The following is a 20,742-nucleotide window of genomic DNA, read 5'->3' as shown; positions in this document are numbered from 1 at the left end:
GGTTGAAATATACGAGACTCCTGCGGTAATAGCGAGCCAAGCGAGACCCCACAACGAGGAACGAGTGAGGAGGCTTGCAGTTCGCCCGCGAAAAGCGAGTATATTTCCCACGGATCAAAAAACACAAGCTTTACTAAAAGAGCCTTAAAAAAACTGACGGTTCAGTTCCTTGAAAAATTTTATTTAGAAGGTATTTTTACAATGAATACATACCAAACTAAGGCCAGAAAAAACAATAAACTACTAACCATCCAATACAAGTAATAAATCCCTATCCAATCGATTATGAAATAACCCAATAGAGGACCTAATGCAGAACCAATATCAACCGTAATGGTATATGCTGTCATGACTTTCACCCTCGAAATCAGTGAAGCGGTATCAGAGGCAAGCGAATCACTTAACGTGGTCATTAAGGTGGACATCAATTGAAATCCCAGAAGGAAAAGAATGAGAATGAACCATGATTCACCAAATGGAATGAGCGCAAAGAAAAGTGAGCCCCCCAACATCGAAACAATCAATAAAGGTTCCCGCTGCCCCGACCGATCTGAAGTCCTCCCTACAAAAGGGGCTAAGTAAGGATCCCATCCCTAACGTATTGCTTGAATGATTCCTGCTAATGAAGCAGCACCTATTCCAACACCTGCAACTTCAGGAATGGAAGATAATTGCTTCGAAATCATAGTACTTAAAGTGGAAGCAAATACACCATGGACAACCAAAGGGATTAATAGGCCAGATCCTAAAACAATCAGGAAATCCTTCGTTTTCCAAATAGATGAATAACCTCTTTTTTGGGTAATCCATCCTTTTTCCATTTTGGAAGTCGGGACTGAAGAAGGTATATATTTGATAACGAAGGGAATGACCAGCAGTGTAATCATACTAAAGGTATTCGTTACAATCTTTATGTTGATCAGGTCTGTCATCAAACCACCAGCTAGCATTCCAACTAATCCCCCTAATCCAGCTAGTCCATTGTATATGCCAATGAAATGACCACGATTGTGATTAGATGAAGCCTCCAAAACTGTAAGGTATCCGCCAAGACGTAGAAACGACCAAGCCACTCCCCACACGCAACGCGCAATGAACAATAGCCAGAAATTTTGCAGCCAACCGTATGAAAAAGTGGTTCCTATTGCTAACAAAACTGCAAGAAGAAGCCCCGCTCGTTTACTCATTCTCAGATAAAACCAACCAACAAGAGGGTTGATTGGAAGCCGGATAAACCGGTTAATAGACAGGAGGACGCCGACCTGCCACAAAAATGTCAGCCCGAAATCAGGGTAATAGATGGGTAAGACGATAAAAAGCATCGCATCGCCCAAACCACAGACGGCCGTTATTAGGCCCACCAACTTAACAAGGGTTTTGTTGTTTATTTGTCGCATTTTATCCTCTTTTACCATATTCCATCAATTATTTTGGATGGAGCGTAAATATTTCTTCAGCCGTTTCAGAATGAATTTTGCATCAGGTCCAACCCCCCGCAGTGTTGCGGATGCATGATTTCTTTGCCAGTGCAGACCAACATAATACAATCCTTCAATGGTCGTACTGATCCCGCCTCTCTGAAGTGCAAAACCATCCTCTCCAACTGCCTCTGGTAAGGATTCCAAGTAAGGGAAAGTTGGTTTAAAGCCCGTGGCAAATATGACTGAGTCGATTCGTTCGATATTGCCATCTGTCCACTCTACGCCATTCTTTGTAAATTTCTTGAACATCGTTCGTTGATCGGGGTTTCGATCAACCTCAATAGACTGTTTGAATCCACCAAGATCAATTACGGGTTCTTTATCCCTTACTGTTTTCCACAGGCCAATTGGAAATGTGTCGACACCAATAACACGTCCCCAGAAATGACCATCCTTACCGAGAAACTTCTGTGGTAAATACTTAATCGGTGTCCTTGTTGCAAGACTTACTTCTGCTACACGGGCTAGTTCAACAGCAACCTGGACAGCAGAATTTCTTCCCCCGACAACCAATACCCTTTCCCCTTCAAAGGATTCTGGTCGTTTGTATTGATAGGTATGGAGAACTCTTCCCTCGAAGAATTCTTCACCTTCTATATGAGGGATATAAGGATGATTAAAAGCACCGGTGGCATTTATTATAGCTTTCGCTTGATACGTAGTACCATCCTGAATAGTGACAGTAAAAGATCGACTATTTTTGGAAACACCAATGACTTTTTTGTTTGTTTTTACATGGAGGTTGAAATGTGTTCGGTATTTATTCAAATATCGGATAACCTCCTCTTTCAGTGGATAACTATCCGGGTGTCCTGGAATTGCCAAACCTGGTAGTGAAGAGTAGCGAATTGGTGAAAATAAGGTCAAACTATCATAATACTTTGGCCAAGAACCGGCAGTCTGGTCACTCGCTTCCAAAATTAGATAATCCAGTTTATTTCGTTTCAGGTAATATCCTGCTGCTAAACCACCCTGACCAGCTCCTATAACGATGGCATCATACATCTTATGCTCCCCCCAATGGGACCTGGGGCTGTCACAAAAGTGTCTGACTATCACCGAACTTAACAACATTTTAAGAAAAATCGTGGTATTGATACAAAATGTTGTGTTGGAGGTGTCTGACACTTTTCTTTTAGGACAGTCCCAGCTATCCGTTATTATTGTTTTGTGGATGTGTTTTGTCCAGAAGTATCTTCCTCAATCTTAACCACACAACAATCCTTTTTTGCCTGTTTAAACTGATTTATAAACTGTTTAATGGCGTTCTCTTTTTTCTCTGTCACGCCTTCTCACCTCCTTTCATTAGCTCTACAAACAAAATCAAAAAAGTTTCAATAAAAGACCTCTCGTTTCCAATGTTTTATTTAATCCTTTTTAACAACTATTGCTGTATACAATTATTATTCAAAGAAAAAAGCCAAGTGGCTTTTCCTTCGTTAGAGAGGTGGCTGGCAACAAAATTCACTCCGACACATCGCTTCGGTCAACAACTTTAATTCAGAAGAAATGGAATCCATTTTACCTTCTGGAAGTTGGCTGAAAAGATCTGTAATGTAATTTGATGTGATTAGGCTGATTTTTTCTTCAAGCTTAGCACCTTGTTCGGTTAAGCCAAGGGTCACATAACGACGATCATTAGGATCCGATTGTCGCTGTACATATCCTTTTTCGACCAGTCCGTGAACATGACGGCTGGTGGTACTGTTGTCTAACCCCAGTCTTTTTGCCAAATCATTTAGGGATAGATGGCTCATCATTTTAATTTCGTAAAGGATATGACTCTGGACCATTGTCACCCCGCAACATTGAGAACTTTCCTTTTGAAGTAGGCCAAATTGCCGAGCCATGACGATAAATAAATATCTGATTTCCTCAATATTTTGTGTGTTATCCTGTTTATTCATTTACATCACCTGCCCATAGTATAGGTCAAAATAAATGTCCAATGCAACTATTGTGTATTGATATCTAAATTGCATTTCAAACAAAAGAATATAGGTTGCTTCCCTTTTCGTGAAAAACGCTATTGGAAATGATTTAACACACTAAAAAAACGCAGGTGATTTGATACAAAACCACTTGCGTTTTAATGTTCTTGTTAACTATAAATTGAAGTAATCAGCTTTAGAGGTCTATTTTCCTTCTAACGTACACTTGTCCCACTATTCATCATAAATCCGGCTGAGCCACTCTTCCGATACGCCATCTGGTGGGCCATCATAGATCAGCTTTCCGTCCTTCAAGGCGAGTACTCTTGTCGCATACCGTTTGGCTAATGTCACATCATGGACATTGATGAGTGTAACAAGCTCATGTTTCTTGTGGATCCGCTGGATGAGATTAAAGATACGATTCGCTGTCCCTGGATCGAGACTTGCGACAGGTTCATCTCCGAGAAACACTTTGGGCTTCTGAAGCAATGCACGCGCTATGGCCACACGCTGCTTTTGTCCTCCACTTAAATGTTCCACCCTTTTATACTGATGATCTGTCAATTCCACACTACTGATCGCCCTGAGCGCCTCTTCTTTTTCCACTTTTGAAAAATAGCCGATCAAATTTTTCAAATCGTTTCTTTTTCCGAACGTACCTGTTAGCACATTTTGCATAACAGATAGACGAGGAATGAGGTTGAAATGCTGGAAAATCATTCCCATGTTTGTGCGTACTTTCCTTAGGGCTGATTCATTAAGCTTGGTGATATCTTCTCCTAGAAAGTTGACGCTTCCTCCTGTTGGCATGTGTAAACCATTCAAACAACGGATCATCGTCGACTTCCCTGCACCGCTTTTCCCTAATACACAAATAAATTCCCCCGGATGGAGCTCCAGATTGAAATCAGATAATGCATCTTTATCTGAACGTCGATATCGGACAGTTACATGTTCAAGCTTGATAATTGGTCCCTTCTCCATCAAATCACCTTTTCCCTGATTTTACTGCCTGCGAAGTCCACAAAGACCACCATGATCATGATCAGAAGCACATCAATCGCTACGGAAGAATAAGCGAATACTTTAAAATGGTTGAACAACTGCTGCCCGATACCTCCTCCGCCGATAAAGCCCAAAATGAGTGATGTCCGGATTGCTACTTCGAACCTATAGAAATAATGCGATAATACATTCGGCCAAATTTGTGGGAGAATCGAAAAGATATTCGCAATCCACCCTGTTGCACCAACAGATTTCATCGCTTCTTGAGGACCGACTTCCGCTGCTTCGATCAGTTCTGAAATCAGTTTTCCGAGCACACCAATATTATGAAGGATGATTGCAAGAACGGCTGGAAATGGTCCTAATCCCAAAGCAGTCAAAAAGATCAAACCGAACACGATTTCAGGTACCGATCTCAAAAAACTGAGACTGATACGGAAAAAGCCATATAAAAAAGATGAACGGCTCGTGTTCCGAGCCGCCGCGAATGCTAGTGGCAATGCAAAAACGAGTCCAAGGAAACTGCCCAGGAATGCCATGGCCAATGTATCAAGACTCTCCATGATCATCCTCGGCAAAATTTCCATATTCATCGGGAACCAACCAGACAAAAAGTCAATCATATTCCGAAAATCCTTGAATTTTGCAAGATCGAACTCTGTTGCGCGCATACTCATGTGAATGACTACGATAAGACCTAGCGCAATATATAAGTGGCGCCTCTTGAACCAAGCCATGAAATCTACTCCTCTATAACTCCCTGCTTAATAGCAGCTTTACGGATACTTTCATAATCTTCGTTGCTTGCCTCGGTGAAACCAGAAGCTCCGAATGCATCCAAGATTTCTTCATCTTCTATTCCAACGAAAACCTCTTGCAGTTTCTTTTTCGTTTCTTCATCCATTCCTTTATTGACCGCCCAAGGGTATTGGAACAGCTTGTCAGATTCCCAAATGACTTTTAATTGATTACCATCGACTGTCCCAGCTTCAACGAGTTGATTGTAGATTGCACTGTCAACCGCTCCAGCAGTCACTTGTTTGTTCTGCACTGCTAAGGATGTTGCGTCATGTGAGCCAGTGAATCGTACTGTTTTGAATTCGTGATTGTCTTTATCGGTATAAACGTTACGATCTTTCAATTCGATGCTAGGAATCAACGAGCCTGAAGTCGAGTTCGGGTCACCAAACGCGAAATCTACCTCTTTACTTTCTTTCAACAGGTCTTCAAGAGACTCATAGGGATTGTCTTTATGGGTGATGATGTAAGAATGATAAAACGGTTCACCATCAACGAGTTGTGTAATGATCGCCTCAGCTCCACTCTTTTCATGGGCGATGACATACGTCAATGGTCCGAAAAACGCCATATCAATCTTTTCATAGTTCATTGCTTCGACTACCCCGTTGTAGTCAGGGTATGTATCAATTTTGACTTCACGATCCAGTTCCTTAGATAGTTTTTCCTGGAGCTTATCCATCGCTCCTTGCATTTCACCTTCTGTTTGGGAAGGGATGACGCCGATGGTCAGTTCTTCATCCTTTTGATCCGATCCTTCCTTTTCATCGCCACCGTCACATGCTGCAAGAACCGCTAAAAGAAAGACTATCACCATTGCAAATAATTTTTTCATAGTTGTTCACCTCTTATGGATTGATAAATTGCTTGATATTGCTGCATTTCTTTCTCAAGGGAAAATTCATTCAGCATCCGATCCCTGCCCTTTTTTGACAGTTGTTCATAGAGATTTTCATCATTGATCATTTGTAAAAATTGCCCCTTGAATTGCGTCGGATTTTCAAAAATAAAGCCATTGTTCCCGTGATCGATCAAGCTTTCATTACCCGCATTTTTCCTGGCGATAACCGGTTTCCCATGATATAGGGCTTCCATCAGTGCAATTGGCTGTCCTTCAGATTTCGAAGTATTGATAACCACGTCTGCCCATTCATATAAAGCTGACATTGATGCGAACGGAACACTTCCTATATATGTGAACCATGGATGCTCGTTTTCATAGTTTCTGACGAGCTCTGTTTCTTCTTCTTCAAGAGGCTCGCCTGCAATGACAAATTCCAGATCAGGGTAGTTGATGGTCAACGATTCAACTTCGTCCATAACATAGAAAACATCCTTTACCTTCCGAATGCCAGATGGTAAAAGGATTCTAGGGCGACCCTTAGGTAAATCGATATCCAGCGCTTCCTTTTTTTCTGGAATCCAGATACTCTGAGGCACTACCTCAACCCGATCACTGAGTTCAGGGTAGGTTGTGATGACCTTCTCTGCAGCTTCTACTGTAAAAACAGTAATAAAGGAAGCGTTCAATAGTAAGTCTTTTGAAATCGGATGATCCATCTTTTCATTTACATCAGTCCCGCCGGAAGTGACAATATAAGGTTTTTCTAGGCTTATCTTTTTTTGCTGCGTCCACTTCGAGAACCGGTCGAAATGTAAAATATGAAAGAGGTCACAGGACACCATTTTTTCCTGAGCCGCTCGATCCCAGTTCTCCTCTTCATACGCGAAAACCTCGACAGGAAATCCCAGCTCACGGAGTCCTTTCACAAGCCTTCTAGCCGTAATCGAATTACCGCGCTGACTATGAAGATAAGGACTAAAAAAACCTATTTTAGTTTGATGGGTTCTCTCCGAGGTATTTCTCAAGTTTATGATTCACCCACTTCCTTTGATCATCGACACGGACAGTCATACCTAAAGCATCTACTTTTTCAAGGAAAAGGATACAGTACTTACGTGACAGTTCAAGGATCGCCTTCGCATCCTGTACAGTGAAAGACTCTGAATTCGTTCCATCACGCAATGCAATCAACGCTCTATCAAACACTGCTCGGTGGACGAAAGTTCCGTCTTCCAGCGTCACAGCTTGTTCTGTCTCAATCAGATAACGTTCCAATTCTTCGAAATAGTCTTGAGGAATGCTCTGCTGATTGAACATTTCCTCGAATCCTTCGTGTTTGAATCCAGCCTCCTTCAATTGCAGAACGACATTTTGCAGCCGCTTTTCCCACTGTTTCGGAAATGAAGGCGTATGACGATACTGTTTCAGGTAATGTCCGATTTTTACAAGCGATTCCTTTTTTATAGATTCAAATAGCGCGAATTCGATCATTACTCTAGGGAAAAGAGGCTTCAGTTCCTGTATGATCTCGGCTTTCCCAGGTCCGATCCTCAAAGGGAACTTTCTGTGATAGTCTTCCAGCAATCCTTCAAGATGGTTTCTCACTGAATCTACCTCAGCGTATAACACCACCAGATCGGTTTCAATATTGACAACGATGTCCTGTTCTTTCATTTCTTCAACCGTTCGTTCTGTATCTTTTTCAGGCTCCCCAATCTCCTTACTTAGAGCGGGTACCGTTGCAGCTTTCATTTTCTCAAGCGCACGTGTAATCCGCTCCTCGCTTGTTCCTTCCATTTTCTTCCGAAGGATATCGATCGTTGCTGACCCGAATTTATACTTTTCACCGAAAGGATCGAGCACCCATCCCCCTCCAATCGTCTCTATAGGAGATGGTCTACGGAGAACAAAACGATCCCCTCTCAATACCGATATTTCTTCATCCAATCGAACCTGACAGAGAATGTTCATGGTATCGCTCTCACGCAATTCATTCCGGTCAAAAAAGACAATTGTCCCCATTACTTCGGACGTTCCGGTATGAAGCTTCACTCTTGACCGTTGCTTCAGGTCATAATCAAGTTGTCGATGCACATCGAGAACGAGATCGATCGTCTTCGAAGGACTTAATGAACGATTTGTCGTCAACTGATCGCCACGCGTAATCTCCTTGAAAGAAACCCCTCCGACGTTGATCGCGGCACGCTGACCCGCCACTGCATGTTGGACCGTTTGCTTGTGGACCTGGAGCTGGCGGACCCTGACCTTTTCATTCCGAGGTAAAAGGATGACCTCTTCCCCTTCATGGACGGTCCCTTCAAAAACCGTTCCACGTACAATCGCTCCTTTTCCTTTTAAAGTGAAAGCCTGGTCGATCGGCATCCGGAAGTTTGAGGAAGAATCCCGTTGCTTAACCTTGGGCAATTGCTCAATGATCCCCTTCTTGAGCTCTTCAAGTCCTTCTTTCGTCAAACTGTCTACAAAAAACATCGGAGCTTTCGCAAAAGTTCCTGCTGTAAATTCACTGCGGATGTCCTCTTCTACAAGGCTAAGCATTTCAGGGTCAACTTTACTGGTTTTCGTGACGGCAATGAGGGCATGTTCAATCCCAAGGTAACTTAAAATTTCCGCATGCTCTCTTGTCTGCGGCATGACTCCTTCATCTGCTGCCACGACGAGAATGACAAAATCAATCCCGGCAACACCAGCAATCATCTGCCGGATGAAACGTTCGTGTCCAGGAACATCGATGATGGACACCTGAAGACCATCTTCTAAATAAAAAGGCGCATAGCCCAGCTCAATGGAAATATTTCGTTCTTTTTCTTCCTTTAAACGATCGGTATCGATATTCGTCAATGCTTTCGTCAACGACGTTTTACCATGATCAATATGCCCCGCCATACCAATCGTAAAATATGTATCGGCCATGCAATTCACCTACTGCTATAGATTCTTATTCTACTTTATCGACTCAAGGGTAGAGAAGCAAGAATTTCCTCTTGTTCTGATTGAGTTACTCCGGAATACAGCGTGTAAAGAAATAAACTAGACCATCTTTTCGGCTGCTTTCTTTTTTTCAATATATCTGTAGATGGTCGCTCTGCTCATATCTGTTTCCTTTACAATGTCACGCATCGTATAATCACCGGTACAATACATTTCATACGCTTTTTCTTTAAGATCGATATTCATTTCAGATCTCCCAAGCTTCACGCCTTTTTCACGTGCGTTATCAATCCCTGACCTAATCCGTTCACTATGCACTTCCCGTTCGAAATCAGCAAATATATCAATCCAGTTGAAAACAGACTCTCCATTTCCTGAAGCAGTATCAATGTTTTGTGTAAGTGAAATCAAATCGATTCCACGTTCTTTCAATTCGTCCGTTATGGATTGGAGATCCTGGATACTCCTAGCGAGACGATCCAACTTCATGACAACCACGATATCGCCTTCCCTTGCATAATCGAGCATCGCCTTCAATCCAGATCGTTCAATTTTATTATTTGCACGATCGTCGGTGAATAACTTGTCACATCCGTACTCCTCGAGCACCTTCACCTGTTCCCCAAGCGCATCATTACGTGCTGCTACTCTTGCGTACCCAAGCGTCGCCATACCTCTGCTCCTTTCAAATCATCGATTATGTTATCTCTATGATATAACAAAACGGCTGTGTTTCATAATTATGTATCATTACAACGTGTAAATGAGATATATTTTTGATATACATTATCGATAATAGTTCTTTGTGCCTATAAATGTTTCATAAAAGATAGTTGACGATACAAAATTAAGAGTAGTGGATAACTGGGGATAACTGGGGATAACTTTATTTCAAGTGTGACAAAGGGATTTTTCGTATCAAAATATTTAGATTTTGATACAGAAGATAAACAGTGGAAAACTCTGGACAACTGGGGATAATTTTGTAACATTTTCGTTACATGGGAAATCATTACATTTATTGGTGTTTTTGAGACGATTTGTTCTTTCGTGGATAACTCACCGGATTGGGGATAACTATATTTCAGAATTGTTACACAAATTCTGTTCGCTTTTCGACATAAAGCGGCATAATTTATATCGGTCTCCAGATTAACAAAGTTAAGTGAATTATTCATTGATGATTTAATAATTCATTTATTGATTTCTACGAAATTCACTCCCTTTCCGCGGGCATATGAAAAGCGGAAGCGACCCGATTAGTCACGCAGGTCACTGGAAAAAGGACAAGGAGGATCGAACCAAACAATGACTTGGTTCTGCGTAGGCTTACTCATTAGGATGTCAATCAATGTGTCAACCGCCGCAGGAAGTTTGAAGTGATCCAAGTGAATAGTCGCTAAGCTAGACATCACTTCTTTGCAATTTCCTACTTCCGTGAGCCTCCTCACTCACTTCCACAGGACGTGGTGGTTGTTAGTCGAAGATCCTTAATTCGCTGCGGGGTCTTGCCTGGCTCGCTTTTCCCGCAGGGGTGTCGCGAATTTCGCTTGAAATCAATTTCTGATTAAGAAGTTGAAAAGGTATAGCTATCTTAAAACTGAACTTTTAGTCGAACATCTTATTTTTAGTGTATGAATCTATGAAATATAGTTCCTATATGAAGAACAATTTACGTTTCAATGTATCTTCCCCTCCCCTACCAGCTGTTGCTTAGGGCAAATGATTTTTATCAATCATGTGCATCTATAAAAATCGTCATTTCGACAAATGGTGACTATAGTCCGCAATGTTTTTTGTTACTGATTACAAGAAAAAAACATAGGATTTGATATTTTGTCGAAGTCTCTATATAATTAATTCCTGTGAGAAAGATGGGGCTGGTTGTACATCTGGTGAGTGCCTGGGTCTTCAAAACCCTGAGGGAGGCGCGTGCCGTCTCCGGTGGGTTCGATTCCCACACAGTCCCGCCAAAATACATATATAAAGACTTGCGCCGCTACGGACGCAAGTCTTTTTTCATTTCTATTAAACTGTTTTCGGAGTTAGGTCGTAGCAGCGGTTGTAAATCCACTTGTAGCTTTCTTCGTTCAGCTTACGCGGATTACCGATTGTTTGTGGATCTTTCATGGCTTCTTTCGCGAGGCGTGAGATCATGTCCTCTGGTACACCTTGCTCTTTCAATGTTGGAATGTCCATTTCTTCTACTAGCTTGTAAACTTCGTTGACGGCTGCTTTCGCTGCTTCGTTTTCAGTCATGCCGTGTGTATTCACGCCCATTGCCTTTGCAATACGTGCGAACTTCGCTGGGTTCCCTTTCCAGTTGTATTCCATAACTGGTCCAAGCATTGTCGCTACACATTGACCGTGTGCTACGGGTACGATTCCACCAAGTGTTTGCGCCATTGCGTGCGCTGCACCTGCAGATTCACTTCCGTAAGAAAGACCTGCAAGCATTGCCGCTTGTGCCATACCGTAACGTGCTTCCACGTCTTCAGGGTTTGCATATGCACGACGGATATAAGTTGCTACATACTCGATTGCGAGAAGTGCGACTGCATCCGTAATTGGTTGTGCATAGTGCATGGTGTAGCACTCGATTGCGTGAGATAGAGCATCTACACCAGTCATTGCTGTTACATGCGGAGGCATAGAAATATGCAATTCTGGGTCGATGATCGTCATGTGCGCTGCAATCAGTGGTCCACCCGTGTTGAACTTGAATTCGCGATCTTCATCTGTGATGACTGCCCATTGCGTTACTTCTGAACCAGTTCCAGCAGTTGTCGGAATCGTAGTCAGTGGTGGGATTCGTTTTGTTAAAGGCTTCTTCCCTTCTGCCGCTTCATACGCAAGGACAGATTCACCTTGTACGACTTCAACACCGATCGCCTTCGCTGTATCCATCGAGCTTCCTCCACCGACTGCAACCAATCCGTCACAGCCTTCTTCCGTGAAGACTTTCGAACCTTCGTTCACGATTCGTACTGGAGGGTTCGGCTCTACTTTATTGAATACGACAATTTCGATACCAGCAGCTTCTAGAGAATCTGTAACCGGCTTCGTCACACCAGCAGAGTAGATACCAGGGTCTGTAACAAGCAATACTTTTGAAACGCCAAGGTTCTTCACTTCTTCCCCACCATGCTTGATTGCACCGATTCCGTGCTTGATGACTGTTGGAATTTCGAAAGTGTGAAAGTTGTTCATGTGTTCAATGTTCATATTTAATGCCATGATTAAATTCCTCCTCAATTTTCATATCAGGTCAAGTCTATAGTTCTGTTATCCTAGGGATAATCTGTTCACTTCTCGTGATAATCTGTTAGGTTTATCTTTCTAGCTTCAGAACCCAGCCACTCGGTGCACTTCAGTCCACCTGCGACGGGAACTAGCCTCCTCGTTGGACTTCCAGTACCTTTCGTGGCTAACAGGATTCTTCAGCTTTCATTCTATCCTTTGAACCAGTTGATTGGTTCTGGGTTATGGTTTTCGAAGATGTGTTTCACTTCTGTATATTCTTCTAATCCTTGTTTTCCGAGTTCTCGACCGATACCGGATTGCTTGTATCCACCCCATGGTGCCTGTGCGAAGTATGGGTGGAAATCGTTGATCCATACTGTACCGAGACGAAGCTTGCTTGCAACACGTTCAGCCTTTTTCGAATCCGTCGTAAAGACTGCCCCTGCAAGACCGTAAGTCGTACTGTTTGCACGCTTGACCACTTCTTCTTCTGTTTTGAAACGTTCTACAGTCAGTACTGGACCAAAAATCTCTTCCTGGACAATTCGCATATCGTTTTCACATTCGGTAAAGATAGTCGGCAAGTAAAAGAATCCATCTTGCAATTCAGGATTCTCTGGGCGTTGTCCTCCGACAACCAGCTTCGCGCCTTCTTCTTTACCGATTTCAACATACTTTTCAACTTTTGCCCGGTGTTCGGCAGAAATTAGTGGTCCAGATTCAGTCGCTTCATCAAACCCATTGCCCAGTCTGATTTTTGCTGCACGTTCCACGAGAGCATCGACAAATTTGTCATGAATCGAATCCTCGACCAAGAGTCTTGAACCTGCGGAGCATACTTGTCCCGCGTGAAAATATACTGCGTTAAGTGCCTGGTCTACCGCAATATCGAAATCTGCGTCAGCAAATACGATGTTCGGGTTCTTCCCGCCAAGCTCGAATGCAAGTTTTTTCATATTGCCGGACGCTGCATTCATGATCTTGCGCCCTGTTTCAATTCCACCAGTGAACGAGACAAGATCGACATCATGGTTTTCAGCCATTTCTTGTCCGACTGTCACTCCAGCACCGAGTACGAGATTGACGACCCCGTTTGGAAAACCGACTTCTTCCATGATTTCAGTGATCTTGATCGTAGTGAGTGGTGTGATTTCACTCGGCTTCATAACGATCGTGTTCCCTGCGGCTAGTGCAGGTGCGATTTTCCATGAAGCTTGTAACAAAGGATAGTTCCAAGGTGAAATTTGCGAACATACACCGACAGGTTCGCGAACAACTTTACTAGAAGAGTCCGGGATTGGCGATTCAATGACCTCTCCGCCATCTTTATCTGCTAATCCTGCGAAATAACGGAAGACTTCTGTAATATCATCCATATCTGCAAGACTTTCCGTCAACGTCTTACCAGTATCAAGACTTTCTAATCGAGCAAGTTCATCTTTCTGTTCCTGGATTTCTTCAGCGATCTGGAACAACTTATAGCCGCGTTCGTTGGCAGGGGTAGATGCCCACTTACCTTCATCAAATGCAACACGTGCCGCTTCAATTGCCTTGACCGCGTCTCGACGATTACCATCAGTGACCAACGCGACGACTTCCTGATTGAAAGGATTAATGATTTCTCTTGTTTCTCCAGATTCGGAATCAATCCACTTTCCGTTTATAAACATCTGTTGTCGTTTCATGGAATCCCTCCTCATTTAATTTGTTAAATTTTTATTTAACGTTTTGAACATTTTTAATGCTAACAGAGATTATTTTTTGATGCAAATGCAAATGCTTAAGAAAAATCCCGATTTTTTAGGAAGTGGATTTTCTATATATAAGTAGGCTATCGTAATATCCTTTCACAAAAAAAATTTTGACTGGCAATCTTCCCAGGAAAATGATGTTCAGTCAGTTGACTTTATCTCTGAGACCTGTATCATAATCTATGTAAAATTTATATTTAACGTTTTTTACGGACTTTATCAAACTTTTCATTTAAAGGGTGATCTAGTGGACAAGGAAAAGCAGTTGGAAGTATTAGAAAACGCTCGGAACAACGTTGTCCGTTCCATTGCAGAAACGATGGATCTTTATGGAGTGACTCCCTCTGTCGGGAAACTCTATGGAACGATGTATTTCCGGAACAAATCAATGTCGTTGGATGAAATGAAAGATGAATTGGGAATGAGTAAGCCTAGTATGAGTACGGCGGTCAAATCGTTACAGGAAATCGATATGATTAAAAAAACGTGGGTGAAAGGTTCCCGTAGAGATCAATTCGTATCTGAAAAGGATTTCTTCAAACTGTTTATCCAATATTTTTGTAAGATGTGGGAGCGTGAGGTGAAAATAAACCTCGATGCGATTGAAGAGACCCGCAAGGAAATCAAAGTCCTTCTATCTCAACCTGATTTAGATGTAGAAGTACGAGAGGAAGCTGAATATAGCCTCTCACTTTTGAGAGAGTCAAAAAAATATTACTTCTGGTTATCTGATCTCGTAAAAAACTTCCGCTCAGGAGAGATATTCGCTCTCGTACCTATTCCCGATATGGACGAGGAATAAAATCAAATATATCCTATTGAAGGAGGTGAAGCTGAAAAGTCTGTTTGAATCCCTGATTACAGGGAATCGAACTTACTTTTATGATAAAACTGATAGAATTATACAACAGGAGGAGATGCTCGTTTTGACACAGCAAACAACAGAACAAACAAACTCGAAACGTAACATGTGGATTTTTATCGGATTTGTCGTAGCAGCTTTCATTTATATCATCGCAACGAACGATGGCATCAATTGGGGCGGCTTCATTTCCATGCTGATCTTTTATGGAATCGTCTATTATATAGGTGCTGTCCTTGCGAAAAAGAAATCGGATTCCATTTCAGACATGATGATCGCAAAACGGTCGATGCCGCTTTGGATTGCAATGTTCACAATGGCCGCGACGTGGGTAGGCGGCGGTTATATAGCTGGTACCGCTGAATTCACCTATTCCGATGGACTCGTATGGGTTCAGGCACCATGGGGGTATGCGTTGAGTCTGATTATCGGCGGTATTTTTTATGCCCGTAAAATGAGACGTTATCAATTCATGACCATGCTCGATCCGATTGAAATGAGATTCGGTAAGAAAACTGCAGGACTCTTATATATTCCGGCGTTACTTGGAGAAATCTTCTGGAGTGGAGCGATACTTACGGCTCTTGGCACGACTTTCGGTACGATTTTGGGACTTGATTTCAAAACGTCCATCATCCTTTCAGCTGCCATCGCGATCGCTTACACAGTAGTCGGCGGTATGTGGTCTGTCGCTTTAACAGATGTCATCCAAATGTTATTCATCATGATCGGGCTTTTCGTCGTCGTCCCATTTGCTTTCGGGAATGTTGGCGGATTCACTGATACAGTTGCCAATTATAAAGAAGAAATGGCGGGTTATTTCAGTCTCTTTCCACCATTGAATGGGTGGACAGACCCAGCCTGGGGCAATTGGTATTGGAACTGGTGGGATTATGCGTTGCTGCTTGTGTTCGGAGGGATTCCATGGCAAGTCTACTTTCAACGCGTTCTTTCAGCTAAAACAGAAAAAACAGCCATGTGGCTTTCCATTTCAGCAGGGTTCATTTGTATCATAGCTGCTATCCCAGCGGTATTCATTGGTATGATCGGACTTAACGCTGATTGGGCGAGTTTTGGTGCTAGTGAACCGGAAAATGCTGCGATGGTTTTACCATATGTCTTGAACTTCTTGACACCTGAAGTGATCGGGGCGATCGGTCTTGGCGCGATTGCTGCAGCCGTCATGTCCTCGATGGACTCATCCATCCTTTCAGCATCCAGTATGGCTGCATGGAATGTATATCGTCCATTGATCAAGCCAAAAGCGACTGGTGAGGACCTGAAGAAGATCATCAAACGTTCGATCATCATGGTCGGTATCGCTGCAACAATCATTGCTTTGAATGTCAAGAGTGTCTATGCATTATGGTATCTATGCGCAGATTTGGTCTATGTCATATTGTTCCCGCAGCTTACGATGGCTCTCTTCTTCAAAGGAGCGAACAAATATGGCGCCATCGCTGGATTTATCGTTTCACTAATCCTTCGGATAGGTGGAGGCGAACCTGTCTTGCACCTGCCTACTTGGATTCCGTATCCGATGATAGAAGACGGCGTTGTCCTCTTCCCGTTTAGAACATTAGCGATGGTATCTGGTCTCATTACGATTTTCGTAGTTTCAAAGTTAACGAGAAAACTGTGTGAGCCGATGCCGTTGAAGATGCCTGAGGAAAGAGATAAGCCGTATGCAACATCATAATGGGATGTTTTAAAAGGGATGGCCTTCTTCTAGGTCATCCCTTTTTGTATGCATTTTGGGGAGGGAAACATGAACTTATTTTTTCTCTAACCATTGGGTATACCTTAACTGTTCGATTGTCGCCTGTCCTATTCCAAACATAGCTGCTTTCAACTCGAATTCAATCCGTCCGAATTGTTCTATCATCCTCTCGCGTTCATCTCCTACTGATAATGGCAATAATGCACGGCCGAAACCGACCATATCAGCTCCTAAAGCGATCGCTTTTGCTGCTTCAACTCCATCTTTCATACCACCGCTGGAAATGACCTTTGCATTCAGTCCACAATTTTTAATATCTTCTAGACAAGTCGCAGTAGGATTCCCCCAATCACGAAAAGCGTCTGCAGCTTGAAAACGTTTAGGATCCTGGTTACGATATTTTTCGACTTGGATCCAGGAAGTTCCTCCGGACCCAGCCACATCAATGAAAGCTAGACCTGTTTCCACAAGCCGTTTTGCGGTATGTCCATCAATTCCCATCCCTACTTCCTTAACACCGACTGGGATATCAAGATCTTTAACAACCGATTCTATTTTTTTAAGCAGACCGGCAAAATTTGTGTCACCTTCGGGCTGGAAGACTTCTTGCATCGCATTCAGATGCAAGACAAGACCATCTGCCTCAATCAGGTCAATGGCTCTTTTGCATTCTTCCATACCGAAACCATAATTCAACTGGACTGCACCAAGATTGGCAAGTATGGCTGCAGTCGGGGCAAACTTACGGATCTGGAAAGATTCTACTGCACCTTCCCTCTCAATTGCTGCTCTCATGGAACCGACACCGATTGCCCACCCTTTCTCTTCAGCTATATCTGCAAGCTTTTCGTTGATCCGCTTCGCTTTTTCAGTGCCACCTGTCATCGAACTGACTAAAAATGGGGCTTTTAATTTCTTGTTTAAGAATGTCGTTGACAAGTCCACTGCTTCAAAATCGAGTTCAGGGAGAGGGTTATGGCGAAAACGATATCGCTCAAAGCCTGTCGTATTAACATTTTGGACAGGTTTATTCAAGGCAATATCGATATGTTCATCTTTTCTTTTTGTCGTAAAGCCCTTCTTATTCTTCATAATTTTCTCCTCCTTCTACTCTTAACGTTTATCTTTTACTGATTTTTCAATTAATTAACATAACATTATATGGTGGTTATTCTTGATATCGTTGTGGATCATATTCAGGTTTACATCTAGGTTTTCGATGATACCTAGACGATTTCCACGTATGACTTGTTCATTTTTCGGTTCATCAGGATACCTGACATTCGCAGACTTGGCAAGAATCATGTGGATTTCACCGGTTTCCATCAATAAAGCACAATATCCTTTCATGAGAAGAAGCGTGTAAACTTCTCTGAACGTTGTCCCTTGGCTTGATGGTTCTGATTGGAATTGTACTTGTCACCTCACCCGACTTCATTTCAAGAATCGGTTCTATGATTTTGCTTTGAACGATTTGGATATCAATTAACGTATCAAAATAAAGAAGTTTGCATGGTCCATCATTGAATCTTAACAGTTTTACTGCAAAGTCATCATTAGCAGATAAAGCTTCCATGATTTTGTTGAAATTGTTTTCGAGGGTAGATAAGATCGGTTGTTTATCATCCGAAACTTGATAATGCTTATCCCGCTTATCTTTTAGGTTATTCTTTAAGAATCGACCCATCTTCATCTCCCCGATCATTTAGAATAGCTTTCTATCAGTATGTTTTCCTTACAATGTTCAACTATTCTTATATAATATAGCTGTATTTTGTTAACATAATTATTTTATTGTCTTCTATTCTTAATCATTATTGTGACATTGCTTGATTTCATTATTTGGGTGCTTGTATAATAATAAAAGAATGTACGATAAACAAACAGGGGTGGCAAAATGTTAGATGGTTGGTTTGCGTGGTTTATCGTCTTATGGACGCTTTTTTTGATTTCGATGTTCGCAATCGGGGGATATTTCATGTTCCGTAAATTCCTCAAAAGGCTTCCGAAAGAAGACGGTATGTCTATATTAGATTGGCAGGATCATTATATAAAAGAAACAAAACATATGTGGTCACCCGAGCAAAAACAGTTACTCGAAGAACTCGTCGAGCCTGTTCCAGAGCTTTTCCGAGACGTTGCAAGAGATAAAATCGCCGGAAAGATTGGTGAATTAGCCATTCGGGAGAGCGTAAAAACGATTGATGAGGATTTGATCATCCGGGGTTACATCATCGCAACACCTAAACGTGATCATAAGTTTTTGATTAAAAAATTGAATCAGAAGAATATCGATATGGCCCCATATAAACAATTATTAGGATGAACAGAAGGCTGATCCCTCCAGGATCAGCCTTCTTTAATGAACTGCTTGCAGTTTTTTGAATTTGAGGTACATTGCGATACGCCAGGGTGCCAACATGCCGAATGCGAGTATGAAGAATAATCCGCTTGTCTCTTCAATTGAAATATATTGACCAAGATATAGCTTCAGTACGATTCGAAATAACAATAATCCGAGCAGGATGAATACGAAAGCTTTCGACCTCTTCAAATAAATCGCATCTGAACGGCGCTCAAATGATGAAGTCCGGATCAACAGAAAAGAAAATATCATTCCAACAACAAATGCTTCCAGGGCTTCTCCCCAAGGTACACGTGCGGGAGGATAAAGGAACATCAAAAATCCAGTCGACATGAACAAGGGTGGTAATATTATTTTCCTGATGGTTGCCGGCTTCCGTGCCGCTTTCATCCTTATGTACAAAGCGACACACGCCATAAATAAAGCGAGAATACTACTTATTATTACCCACACACTACTTACTTCCCTTCCCCAAAAAACCTAACCACGATCCTCCGCAATTGTCAGGATGATCGTCATCGTCACCCCAATGACCGTCAAATATACACCTATATCAAACATAACTGCCGTTGCAAGTTCCGTATCACCTAATAACGGAAGGTGGAAATGACCAAACGTATGGCTTAAAAACGGCTGACCGAATATAAAAGATCCTACTCCTGTTGCAAATGCAATCAGTAATCCAGCAGCAATGAAATAACGGAAATTGACCCTAAGGACTTTTTTCATCGTCTTCAAACCGAATGTGATGTATAACAAGATGAAAGCACTTGCTGCCATCAAACCACCAATGAATCCTCCGCCAGGAGCATTGTGTCCTGCAAAGAACAAATTGACTGAAAAAGCTAATATGACGAAGACAATGATCGTCGATGTTGTCTTAAGAATAATATCATTTGATCGCATCTTTCCACTTCTATCCCTTCTATGTATGGTTGGATACTAACTTTTTATTGCTGTTTGAGCATTTGAAACTTTAGTATTCCTCTTAACGATATAACAAACAACAAAACCAGGTCAAATTAAAAGGGGGACCGCTTATCGGCGATCATCCCCTATCTTCCTTTTAAAAACCATAGAATCCATTAAAAAAGCGATTGGCAAGGAAGGAGGTCAGTTTTGTCATCCAATCGAAATAGAGGAACACGCCCATGAAGATCATGATTGCTCCGCCTGCTTGCATCACTCTTCTGCTGTGCCGTTTGATCCAAGCCATCTGGCCCATGAAGAAGGACATGACGAAGAATGGAATTGAAAAACCGAGCACATATGCTACCATATAAAACATCGCTTGCCCTGGATTGCTAGCCGCTAAATAAATGACTCCGGATAAAATCGGTCCTGTGCACGGTGTCCATCCTGCTGCAAATCCCATGCCAATCCCAATTGAACCAAGGTATCCGGCAGGTCGTTTTTGAAATTTGAACCGCCGTTCTTTCATCAAAAAGTCTGGTTTGAAGACACCTAAAACGACTAAACCGAAAAGGACAATTAAAATCGCACCGATTTGCCGGATCATATCTTTATATTGGAAAAAGAATGTTCCGAACCATGAGGTACTTAGACCCAGGAAAATGAAAATACTTGAAAAACCAACGAGAAAAAGTGCGGTATGGAGTATTGCCCGTTTTCTGAGCATCCCCTTCTCTTCTTTCAGTTCATGAACCGACACCCCAGTAATATATGACAAAAATGCTGGATATAACGGAAGGCAGCATGGTGAAATGAAAGACAAGAACCCAGCACCTAGTGCCAAAAATACATTAATATCAGCGGCCATTACCTCAACC

At 42.2% G+C, this 20,742-nt stretch carries 21 protein-coding genes, 1 tRNA gene and 1 pseudogene; 4 read left to right on the top strand and 19 right to left on the bottom strand.

Going from position 1 to position 20,742, the window contains the following annotated elements:
• Positions 1–179 precede the first annotated feature (179 nt).
• From KOL94_RS05040 to KOL94_RS04995, 11 genes and pseudogenes are all read right to left on the bottom strand, one after another.
• Positions 180–566, bottom strand: a pseudogene (locus KOL94_RS05040) (MFS transporter); the annotation flags it as partial.
• Between the two features lie 27 nt (positions 567–593).
• Complete coding sequence (locus tag KOL94_RS05035) at positions 594–1,397, bottom strand: MFS transporter (RefSeq protein WP_221564656.1); 804 nt, start codon at positions 1,395–1,397, stop codon at positions 594–596.
• Between the two features lie 24 nt (positions 1,398–1,421).
• On the bottom strand, positions 1,422–2,486 hold the full coding sequence (locus tag KOL94_RS05030; protein WP_221564654.1) for a flavin-containing monooxygenase: 1,065 nt from the start codon (positions 2,484–2,486) through the stop codon (positions 1,422–1,424).
• A gap of 155 nt (positions 2,487–2,641) precedes the next feature.
• Positions 2,642–2,767: a hypothetical protein gene (locus KOL94_RS25140; protein WP_260412203.1), complete on the bottom strand. Its 126-nt coding sequence runs from the start codon at positions 2,765–2,767 to the stop codon at positions 2,642–2,644.
• 153 nt (positions 2,768–2,920) lie between these two features.
• Positions 2,921–3,388, bottom strand: a complete 468-nt coding sequence (locus KOL94_RS05025; protein ID WP_221564652.1) for a MarR family winged helix-turn-helix transcriptional regulator — start codon at positions 3,386–3,388, stop codon at positions 2,921–2,923.
• A 258-nt stretch (positions 3,389–3,646) separates the two neighbouring features.
• Entirely contained in the window at positions 3,647–4,399 is a 753-nt protein-coding gene (gene phnC, locus KOL94_RS05020) for a phosphonate ABC transporter ATP-binding protein (RefSeq protein ID WP_260412202.1), read from the bottom strand.
• Positions 4,399–5,157 carry a phosphonate ABC transporter, permease protein PhnE gene (gene phnE / locus KOL94_RS05015; RefSeq protein WP_221564650.1) on the bottom strand — a complete coding sequence of 253 codons (759 nt, stop codon included), beginning with the start codon at positions 5,155–5,157 and terminating at the stop codon, positions 4,399–4,401. The genes phnC and phnE overlap by 1 nt, the downstream gene beginning before the upstream one ends.
• A 5-nt stretch (positions 5,158–5,162) precedes the next feature.
• Positions 5,163–6,053, bottom strand: a complete 891-nt coding sequence (gene phnD / locus KOL94_RS05010) for a phosphate/phosphite/phosphonate ABC transporter substrate-binding protein (RefSeq protein ID WP_221564647.1) — start codon at positions 6,051–6,053, stop codon at positions 5,163–5,165.
• Positions 6,050–6,988 carry a glycosyltransferase family 4 protein gene (locus KOL94_RS05005; protein ID WP_221564645.1) on the bottom strand — a complete coding sequence of 313 codons (939 nt, stop codon included), beginning with the start codon at positions 6,986–6,988 and terminating at the stop codon, positions 6,050–6,052. The genes phnD and KOL94_RS05005 overlap by 4 nt, the downstream gene beginning before the upstream one ends.
• 64 nt (positions 6,989–7,052) lie before the next feature.
• Positions 7,053–8,993 carry a selenocysteine-specific translation elongation factor gene (gene selB, locus KOL94_RS05000; protein ID WP_260412201.1) on the bottom strand — a complete coding sequence of 647 codons (1,941 nt, stop codon included), beginning with the start codon at positions 8,991–8,993 and terminating at the stop codon, positions 7,053–7,055.
• 117 nt (positions 8,994–9,110) lie between these two features.
• Entirely contained in the window at positions 9,111–9,683 is a 573-nt protein-coding gene (locus KOL94_RS04995) for a recombinase family protein (protein ID WP_221564643.1), read from the bottom strand.
• A gap of 1,204 nt (positions 9,684–10,887) precedes the next feature.
• Between KOL94_RS04995 and KOL94_RS04990 the strand changes: the two genes are divergently transcribed.
• Positions 10,888–10,984 (top strand) — tRNA-Sec (locus tag KOL94_RS04990).
• A 55-nt stretch (positions 10,985–11,039) separates the two neighbouring features.
• Here the strand turns inward: KOL94_RS04990 and KOL94_RS04985 are convergent.
• Together KOL94_RS04985 and betB are read right to left on the bottom strand one after the other, a co-directional pair.
• Positions 11,040–12,248, bottom strand: a complete 1,209-nt coding sequence (locus tag KOL94_RS04985; protein ID WP_221564641.1) for a choline dehydrogenase — start codon at positions 12,246–12,248, stop codon at positions 11,040–11,042.
• Between the two features lie 215 nt (positions 12,249–12,463).
• A complete protein-coding gene (gene betB, locus KOL94_RS04980) occupies positions 12,464–13,939 on the bottom strand; it encodes a betaine-aldehyde dehydrogenase (RefSeq protein ID WP_221564639.1) in 1,476 nt (491 codons plus the stop codon).
• 313 nt (positions 13,940–14,252) lie between these two features.
• Here betB and cudC point away from each other — a divergent pair, with 313 nt between their 5' ends.
• Together cudC and KOL94_RS04970 are read left to right on the top strand one after the other, a co-directional pair.
• Positions 14,253–14,807 (top strand): choline uptake/conversion transcriptional regulator CudC, encoded by a 555-nt coding sequence (gene cudC / locus KOL94_RS04975; protein ID WP_221564637.1) that lies wholly within the window; start codon positions 14,253–14,255, stop codon positions 14,805–14,807.
• 115 nt (positions 14,808–14,922) lie between these two features.
• Positions 14,923–16,566, top strand: a complete 1,644-nt coding sequence (locus KOL94_RS04970; protein ID WP_483298082.1) for a high affinity choline transporter 1 — start codon at positions 14,923–14,925, stop codon at positions 16,564–16,566.
• 75 nt (positions 16,567–16,641) lie between these two features.
• On the opposite strand, the gene fni is transcribed toward KOL94_RS04970, so the two are convergent.
• Genes fni through KOL94_RS04955 form a run of 3 tightly spaced genes read right to left on the bottom strand, consistent with a single transcriptional unit; the run spans position 16,642 to position 18,274 of the window.
• Positions 16,642–17,679, bottom strand: coding sequence for a type 2 isopentenyl-diphosphate Delta-isomerase (gene fni, locus KOL94_RS04965; protein ID WP_221564635.1), 1,038 nt, complete (start codon positions 17,677–17,679; stop codon positions 16,642–16,644).
• A gap of 54 nt (positions 17,680–17,733) precedes the next feature.
• Positions 17,734–17,913 (bottom strand): spore germination protein, encoded by a 180-nt coding sequence (locus KOL94_RS04960; protein ID WP_260412200.1) that lies wholly within the window; start codon positions 17,911–17,913, stop codon positions 17,734–17,736.
• Positions 17,900–18,274 (bottom strand): hypothetical protein, encoded by a 375-nt coding sequence (locus KOL94_RS04955; RefSeq protein WP_221564632.1) that lies wholly within the window; start codon positions 18,272–18,274, stop codon positions 17,900–17,902. Before KOL94_RS04955 ends, KOL94_RS04960 begins: the two co-directional genes overlap by 14 nt.
• A 210-nt stretch (positions 18,275–18,484) precedes the next feature.
• Between KOL94_RS04955 and KOL94_RS04950 the strand changes: the two genes are divergently transcribed.
• Positions 18,485–18,913, top strand: coding sequence for a DUF2621 domain-containing protein (locus KOL94_RS04950; RefSeq protein ID WP_221564630.1), 429 nt, complete (start codon positions 18,485–18,487; stop codon positions 18,911–18,913).
• 33 nt (positions 18,914–18,946) lie between these two features.
• Here KOL94_RS04950 and KOL94_RS04945 read toward each other — a convergent pair whose 3' ends face one another.
• The 3 genes from KOL94_RS04945 to KOL94_RS04935 all read right to left on the bottom strand — a co-directional run bounded on the left by KOL94_RS04945 (position 18,947) and on the right by KOL94_RS04935 (position 20,732).
• Complete coding sequence (locus tag KOL94_RS04945; RefSeq protein WP_221564628.1) at positions 18,947–19,405, bottom strand: CcdC family protein; 459 nt, start codon at positions 19,403–19,405, stop codon at positions 18,947–18,949.
• Positions 19,406–19,432: 27 nt separating this feature from the next.
• Complete coding sequence (locus KOL94_RS04940; RefSeq protein WP_221564626.1) at positions 19,433–19,858, bottom strand: Na(+)/H(+) antiporter subunit B; 426 nt, start codon at positions 19,856–19,858, stop codon at positions 19,433–19,435.
• Between the two features lie 160 nt (positions 19,859–20,018).
• A complete protein-coding gene (locus tag KOL94_RS04935) occupies positions 20,019–20,732 on the bottom strand; it encodes a cytochrome c biogenesis CcdA family protein (protein ID WP_221564624.1) in 714 nt (237 codons plus the stop codon).
• Positions 20,733–20,742: the final 10 nt, after the last annotated feature.

The organism is Alkalihalobacillus sp. TS-13 (assembly GCF_019720915.1).
In the GTDB taxonomy this organism is placed as follows: Bacteria; Bacillota; Bacilli; order Bacillales; family Fictibacillaceae; genus Pseudalkalibacillus.
Note: the sequence above shows the minus strand (reverse complement) of the source record. Positions and strands in the feature narration are given on the sequence as shown.

Bases quoted from the DNA above. Each gene is read 5' to 3' on its own strand.
- KOL94_RS04940 (WP_221564626.1), bottom strand. From the start codon at position 19,858: ATGCGATCAAATGATATTATTCTTAAGACAACATCGACGATCATTGTC.
- KOL94_RS04985 (WP_221564641.1), bottom strand. From the start codon at position 12,248: ATGGCATTAAATATGAACATTGAACACATGAACAACTTTCACACTTTC.
- KOL94_RS04970 (WP_483298082.1), top strand. From the start codon at position 14,923: ATGCTCGTTTTGACACAGCAAACAACAGAACAAACAAACTCGAAACGT.
- phnC (WP_260412202.1), bottom strand. From the start codon at position 4,399: ATGGAGAAGGGACCAATTATCAAGCTTGAACATGTAACTGTCCGATAT.
- KOL94_RS05035 (WP_221564656.1), bottom strand. From the start codon at position 1,397: ATGCGACAAATAAACAACAAAACCCTTGTTAAGTTGGTGGGCCTAATA.
- fni (WP_221564635.1), bottom strand. From the start codon at position 17,679: ATGAAGAATAAGAAGGGCTTTACGACAAAAAGAAAAGATGAACATATC.
- KOL94_RS04935 (WP_221564624.1), bottom strand. From the start codon at position 20,732: ATGGCCGCTGATATTAATGTATTTTTGGCACTAGGTGCTGGGTTCTTG.
- KOL94_RS04960 (WP_260412200.1), bottom strand. From the start codon at position 17,913: ATGGAAACCGGTGAAATCCACATGATTCTTGCCAAGTCTGCGAATGTC.
- betB (WP_221564639.1), bottom strand. From the start codon at position 13,939: ATGAAACGACAACAGATGTTTATAAACGGAAAGTGGATTGATTCCGAA.
- selB (WP_260412201.1), bottom strand. From the start codon at position 8,993: ATGGCCGATACATATTTTACGATTGGTATGGCGGGGCATATTGATCAT.
- KOL94_RS05025 (WP_221564652.1), bottom strand. From the start codon at position 3,388: ATGAATAAACAGGATAACACACAAAATATTGAGGAAATCAGATATTTA.
- KOL94_RS04955 (WP_221564632.1), bottom strand. From the start codon at position 18,274: ATGGGTCGATTCTTAAAGAATAACCTAAAAGATAAGCGGGATAAGCAT.
- phnD (WP_221564647.1), bottom strand. From the start codon at position 6,053: ATGAAAAAATTATTTGCAATGGTGATAGTCTTTCTTTTAGCGGTTCTT.
- phnE (WP_221564650.1), bottom strand. From the start codon at position 5,157: ATGGCTTGGTTCAAGAGGCGCCACTTATATATTGCGCTAGGTCTTATC.
- KOL94_RS04995 (WP_221564643.1), bottom strand. From the start codon at position 9,683: ATGGCGACGCTTGGGTACGCAAGAGTAGCAGCACGTAATGATGCGCTT.
- KOL94_RS04950 (WP_221564630.1), top strand. From the start codon at position 18,485: ATGTTAGATGGTTGGTTTGCGTGGTTTATCGTCTTATGGACGCTTTTT.
- KOL94_RS05030 (WP_221564654.1), bottom strand. From the start codon at position 2,486: ATGTATGATGCCATCGTTATAGGAGCTGGTCAGGGTGGTTTAGCAGCA.